Origin of the sequence: Lascolabacillus sp. (genome assembly GCF_028696275.1) — a bacterium.
Classification (GTDB): domain Bacteria; phylum Bacteroidota; class Bacteroidia; order Bacteroidales; family Dysgonomonadaceae; genus Proteiniphilum; species Proteiniphilum massiliensis.
This window is the reverse complement of record NZ_JAQVHI010000007.1, coordinates 67,327-73,712: the sequence shown is the minus strand read 5'-3', so window position 1 is coordinate 73,712 and position 6,386 is coordinate 67,327. Positions and strand designations below refer to the sequence as shown.

Here is a 6,386-nt window from a genome sequence, read left to right as displayed (position 1 = left end):
CACGTGAAGGAGTAATCCACTTAAGCCATGTGAAGTAGAAATTCCAGTCATCCAGTGGTCTTCCAAACATCCATGTCACCCAGTTAGCATTACCTGGGAAAAACTGAGCCTCATAAATACTCTCAACGCTGTTTCTTGTCTTTGCCTCTATTGCCCTGTTTTCCTGAGAAGGGGGAGAGTTGGGATCAGTTAAAACAACATCAAAAAGAGATCTATATTCAGTTTCAAGAGCAAATCCATCGGCTGCAAGCTCATCAGCATACTGAATTACTTTATCATAATCACGTAAAGGCTTTTCGGCATACATCTTAGCAAGCAGAGCACGAGCAACAGATTTTGTAAACTTAGTTTTGTCAGTAGGATCATTTACCGGTGCACTCTGTAAACCCTCAAGAAGATCTTCCTCAATCTGCTGATATATGGTAAGAGCATCCACCTGAGGCGGGAAATAGGCGGGATAAACATCCTTAATCGTTTCTGAAGTAATATCACCTGCAGAGGTAATAACCAATGGAACATTTCCCCAAATCCTAACCATATCAAAATAAATCATTGCCCTGAGTATCTTAGCTTCAGCCTTAAACTGAGCTTTCTCTGCTGCGGTCAATGAAGCATCTGTTACCAGATCAACATTGTTAATCATTTTGTTAGCCTGAGCTATATTACCCATATGCCCGTTCCAGTCACGTCTTAGATTGGTATTAGAACCCTCAATAGAGTTAACCTCAAACGGAGTTGTCTCAGCGTTGGGTGAACCTGCATATGCATTATCAGAATGTGATTCTGCAAGCAGTAACATATCAAGATACCAGTGTTCCTGTCCGTTTTTAAACAGATCAGTCAGCGTTTGTCTGTGCGATAATACAGCAGCTTTATCCTTAAATACAACCTGCACGCTGTCATCACTCATACCCTCAGTAAGATCAGAGTATGTATCCAGCGGCTCATAATCAAGAGAACAGGAAGCCAGCAATAAAGCAAATATGATTGAAATTATATTTATTTTTTTCATTACTAATAGCTTTTTTAAAATTCAAGATTAATACCAAAAACAACAGTTTTACTGTGAGGATATGTTCCCCAGTCAATTCCCTGAACAGCACCACTGTTACCCCATTGGTTTACTTCCGGGTCCATACCGCTGTACTTAGTAATTGTCAAAAGATTGCTTACAGTTACAAAAGGCTGAAGCCGTGAAATTCCTGCTCTGTTCAAGAGGTTTCCTCTAAAATTATATGAGAGTGATACATCTTTTACTCTAAGATAGCTTCCATCTTCAACAAAGTAGCTCGATGGCTGAAGATTAAAACCGGCTTTTGGTATATCTGTTATCATCCCTGGTGTACGCCAGCGCTTAAGTACTTCAACCGACTGATTTTTTAAATCATACATACCTTCTGTATCGCCTTTCGAAGCATTGAATATATCGTTGCCTATTGATCCCTGGAGGAAAATATTAAGGTTGAATCCTTTATATGATAGAGTGTTAGTTAATCCATAAGTGAAAAGAGGATTAGGATCACCAATATAGGTTTTATCCGAAGCAGTCACCCTGCCATCTTCATTTATATCCCTATACATCAGTTCACCAGTTTCAGGATCAACACCATCACTTATATATCCGTAGAATCCACCAAGAGGTCTTCCCGGTTCATTTCTAACAACACGTGTCTGATGGAATGCCTGAGTAGTTTCGGCAGCGTAGTATATCTGCTGGAGCTCAAGACTTTCCAGCCTGTTTCTGTTAAATGATATATTGAAGTTAGTGTCCCAGCTGAATTTTCCTGTCATGTTACGAGAATCGGCGCTGAACTCAAAACCTCTGTTGGTCATCTCACCCTCATTCCTCACAATTTGAGTGGCTGCAGCAGCTCCTGAAGGCAGAGAAACATACATAAGCATATCTTCAGTACGTTTGTAGTACCAGTCCATAGCCAATGTAAGCCTGTCGTTGAAAAGAGTTGCATCCACACCCACATTAAACTGATTGGTGGTTTCCCATTTCAGGTCAGTTGTTCTCAGGTTAGCCTGAGTAATAAGAGGAAGAGCATCTGTTTTGCCTGTCTCAAACCAAGCCTGTCTGGTGATATTATATCTCTGCAGGTAAGCAAAGTCACCAATACCCGATTGGTTACCGGTCTGACCCCAACCACCTCTTAGCTTCAAATCAGATACCCAGTCAGCATCCTCCATAAACTCTTCAGAAGAGAGACGCCATGCGGCAGAAAGTGAAGGGAATGTGCCCCACCTGTGATCAGGATGCAGTTTCGAAGATCCATCCTCACGAACATTAAAAGTCATCAGATATTTGCTGTCAAAGTTATAGGATACACGCCCAAACAGTGAAAATATTCCCCATTGCGATGCATTTGAACCTGTATTATCCCATGCAATCTTATTTGCAGCATTTAATGTTTTGATCGAACTATCCTTAAAGTGAGAAGCGTTTATGTAGCTCTGCGACCATTGAGAATCGGTCCATGAACTACCAGCCATCACTTCCAGATTATGCCTTTCATTAAATGTATTCTTATATGTCATAACATTATCAAATACCATTAAGGTATTCATGTTTCGGGTATCCCACGCATTACCCCAGTCATCTCTGTCAGATCCGTGCGATGGAGGTGTAAAACCTGTAATCTTACCATTGCGGCGGTCAATTGTAAAAGTCGACTTAAGATTTAACTGAGGCGAAAAAGTAAATGTCATATTTGCAGAACCAATAAGTCTGTTCTCATTATTCTTATTGTTTCTTCCATTCTCAATCTCCTCTATTGGGTTTGCAATGTTTTGTCCGTAAAACAGTCGGTTGTATAGTCCTGTACTCTCATTCCTGATCAATGCAGAGGTAGGAAGATTTACAACAGCAAGAACAACACCACCGCGGTTAGATCCCTGACCTGTTGTTACACCATTGCTTGTATTGTCTGAATATGAAACGTTTACCCCAAAATGAAGCCATTTTCTTATCTGGCTCTCCACATTACTTCTGAAGTTAAATCTGCGGAAAAAAGCTGAGCTTAAAACACCCTGTTCGTCAAGATAACCAGCCGAAACAAAGTAACGCAATCTCTCATTACCATCTGATACCTGAAGCTGATAATTTTGAGTAATACCAGTTCCATACACCTCTTTAAACCAGTCGGTTCTGTCAGTAGTCCCCTCAGGAATGGCGCCCGGACGAATCTCATCAATAAGCTCTTTATACTGGCGTGCGTTAAGCGATTTAATAGGGTTGCTTACATTGCTTACACCCATTTGAACAGTTGCAGAGATCTTAGCCTCACTGCTTGCCTGTTTTGTAGTTATCAATACAACACCATTAGCTGCACGCGATCCGTAGATAGCAGCAGAAGAAGCATCCTTTAATATCTGTATACCTGAAATGTCTGTTGGAGAGAGGAAATTAATATTATCCACAGGTACCCCGTCAACCACATATAGCGGGTCGTTGCTACCATTAAAAGAGGTAGTACCACGGACACGTACAACCATTTCTCCCCCCGGTGTACCACTAGGTCTGTAAACATTCACACCTGCAGCTTTTCCCTGTATTGCCTGAGCTGCCGATACTATCGGTCTCTCATTAAGGTCATCCAGAGAAACAGTCGAAACTGCAGTTGTCACATCACCTCTCCTGACAGTACCGTATCCAATCACAACCAGTTCATCCAGAGCTTTAGTATCTTCCACAAGAACAATATTAATGCTTGTCCTTCCCGAAGTGTTTATCGTTTGATCATGGTAACCTATGTAGCTCACCTGAATTGTAGCATTATCCTCCACATCCAGTGAGTAATTACCATCAATATCAGTAACAGTACCATTTGTAGTGCCTACCTCAATAATATTTGCACCTATGATTGCCTCACCTGCCTGATCGGTTATATTACCTGAGATTCTCTTTTTTTGCTGTTCAATCTGAGTAATAGTCTTTGCAATTTCTTTCGTAGCTTGCATGACCTCATTCTGGTAAATTACTACCTGATCATCAAGAATTTTATACGTAAGTCCTGTAGCAGTAAGTATTTCATCAAGAATATCCTCAATCTTGTGAGTATTATCAGATAGAGTTACTCTCTTCCCAATAATCTTCCTTGCATTGCTGTCAAAAATAAAACGGAAATTGCTTTCACTTTCAATCTCAGCAAGTATTTCCTGAATAGATGCAGTCTTGAGATCTATATTTAATTCGGTCTCCTGTGAATAACCCGGGGCAGCCTGTGCGAGCAGAATGCCAAGGAACAAAAAGCAAAATGTTATTCTCATTATTATCAGCAGATGTTTTAAATTATCGACCGGGCTTTCCCCTTCAATAAAGTTATTATTCATATATTTGTATGATTTTAATTATTTTTATACTAGGTAATTAGAATTCTTTGTCGGACGATATTCGCACTATCGTTCGACTTTTTTTGAGGTCATTTTTTGTCTTACATAGGCATAAGTTTTAATTTTTGTAGATAAATATTGAATTATTCTCTCGTTTATAATTTGTGGAAGAGATAAGTGAAAGAGCAGTCAGCACATTATCCAGGTTGTCCGAAAGGATAATTTTACCTGTGCATTCTGAACCTGCAAATGACACATTATCACCAAAATTGAATGAAAGGTTGTAATACCTCTCAATCTGTTTTAATGCTTCCATGATGGGTGTATCGCTAAATGTTAGGTAACCATCCTTCCAGCTGGTGTAAAGACCGGCGTCAACATCTCTTCTGTTGAAGGTGCCGGAATCAGAAAGTAATGCCTGCTGGTTAGGTGCAAGAATGATCTCTTCTTTTGCTGCGGACGACTTGAGCTCTACGCTTCCTTCAACAAGGACAACTGATGAGCTTGAGCCTTCATATGCTGTTACATTAAACTTGGTACCAAGTACCTGCACATTAAATTCCGGGGCAATAACTACAAATGGGTGCTTGCTGTCTTCAGCCACCTCAATATACATCTCTCCTGATATTGTAACTGTACGGTTGCTTCCTTCAAACATAGAAGGAAACTCAAGAATTGAACCGGAATTAAGCCAAACCTTTGTTCCATCTGATAATATAATCTTGGATCTTTTACCATAAGGAACTATTAGCCTGTTCATAGTATTATCGGCAATTTTAACCTCCTTTTCTCCACTCTCGCCTGTTATTACGCGGGCACTGTTACCATTCTGAATATGAATATCTATATTTTCCTGAAAAGAGGTTACATTATTTCCTGACGATAAAATTATATCCTGCGATTCCAATTCACTCCCTACAATATAACCCGGTGAAAAAACAGCCTCATCTGCTGATTGGTTAAATCCTCTCTGGAAGTAAATAAGTGAAATAATCAAAATCGATATACAGGCAGCTGCAACATATCCTAAATTTCTTAATCTTCTTTTTCTGTTGAAACTCTCTACTGAGCTTTTAAGTCGCCTTCTCAGTTCAACCCTTTTTTCTTCAGGGATTTCAAAATAAGATAGTTTTATTTTATGAAAATGTTGGTCTGCCAGCTCCAGATTCTCCTTCTCTTCCGGGTGGCTTTTTACAAAATCACTCCAGAAATTATTCAGCTCATCATTAGGAAGCAGTTTCCACTCAATAAACTTCTCATCTTTCAGGTAATTGATATATTTATTGTTTTCTGTATTCAATCCCATTAGTCAAAATGTTAAAAATGACAGCTTCTCATTTTGGTATATTAAGATGCTTTTAATAATAGACGATTAAATTCAAAAAATATCATCACTTTTCGAAAGAAAAATGAATAACTGCTTAAATTTAACAATTAAGGTCGATTTATTGTAATATAGGATGGGTTATAAAATCAGTAAATGTATGTCAACAGATTCTGATTTTTTAATTTGCTGAGAGATTTACTAATCAGATTTCTTGATGATTCCACAGATATATTCATAATTTCTGCAATCTCCTCATAGCTGTGTTCCTCTATAAATCTAAGATATATGATTTCCCGCTGTCTGTCACTCAGTTTTTTAAGATACTCCTCAACTTTATGCCTGATCTCATCCTGAGCCTCTTTCTCAATCAGTTCATCTTCAACAGTCACATTAAGCATAAATGTAAGCTTCTCAGCATCCTCTTCCTTTTTTGTATTTTCAACTGTCTGTATTCTGTCTGAACGATTTATGTCTATCAGACGGTTTCTTAGCGCTCTTAACAGGTATGATTTATGGTTTGAAATATTATTTAGTACCGATTGATTGATGCAGAGTTTATAGAACACATCGTGTATAGCATCCATCGCGGTCTGTTCATTAAAACCCATATGAATAGCGTATGAATACATACTGTTTAGATATTCATCGTATAGAGAGGCTATGTATGAAAAATTTACTCCCCTTGTCATTAGGTTGTGGTTGCTATTACCGACAAATTTATAGA

General features: G+C 38.8%; 4 protein-coding genes. All 4 read right to left on the bottom strand.

Annotated features, from left to right (window positions below; genetic code table 11):
- The coding region (locus tag PHO43_RS03570; RefSeq protein ID WP_288011317.1) for a RagB/SusD family nutrient uptake outer membrane protein at positions 1-1,012 on the bottom strand (1,012 nt) is incomplete at its 3' end.
- A gap of 14 nt (positions 1,013-1,026) precedes the next feature.
- Positions 1,027-3,963 (bottom strand): SusC/RagA family TonB-linked outer membrane protein, encoded by a 2,937-nt coding sequence (locus tag PHO43_RS03565; protein ID WP_154904867.1) that lies wholly within the window; start codon positions 3,961-3,963, stop codon positions 1,027-1,029.
- Between the two features lie 490 nt (positions 3,964-4,453).
- Positions 4,454-5,641, bottom strand: a complete 1,188-nt coding sequence (locus PHO43_RS03560) for a FecR family protein (protein WP_052673073.1) — start codon at positions 5,639-5,641, stop codon at positions 4,454-4,456.
- A 167-nt stretch (positions 5,642-5,808) separates the two neighbouring features.
- Complete coding sequence (locus PHO43_RS03555) at positions 5,809-6,351, bottom strand: RNA polymerase sigma factor (protein WP_053826743.1); 543 nt, start codon at positions 6,349-6,351, stop codon at positions 5,809-5,811.
- Positions 6,352-6,386: the final 35 nt, after the last annotated feature.

Excerpts from the sequence above, each read along its gene's own strand:
- PHO43_RS03565 (WP_154904867.1), bottom strand. The coding sequence starts at position 3,963 with ATGCAAGCTACGAAAGAAATTGCAAAGACTATTACTCAGATTGAACAG.
- PHO43_RS03560 (WP_052673073.1), bottom strand. The coding sequence starts at position 5,641 with ATGGGATTGAATACAGAAAACAATAAATATATCAATTACCTGAAAGAT.
- PHO43_RS03555 (WP_053826743.1), bottom strand. The coding sequence starts at position 6,351 with ATGACAAGGGGAGTAAATTTTTCATACATAGCCTCTCTATACGATGAA.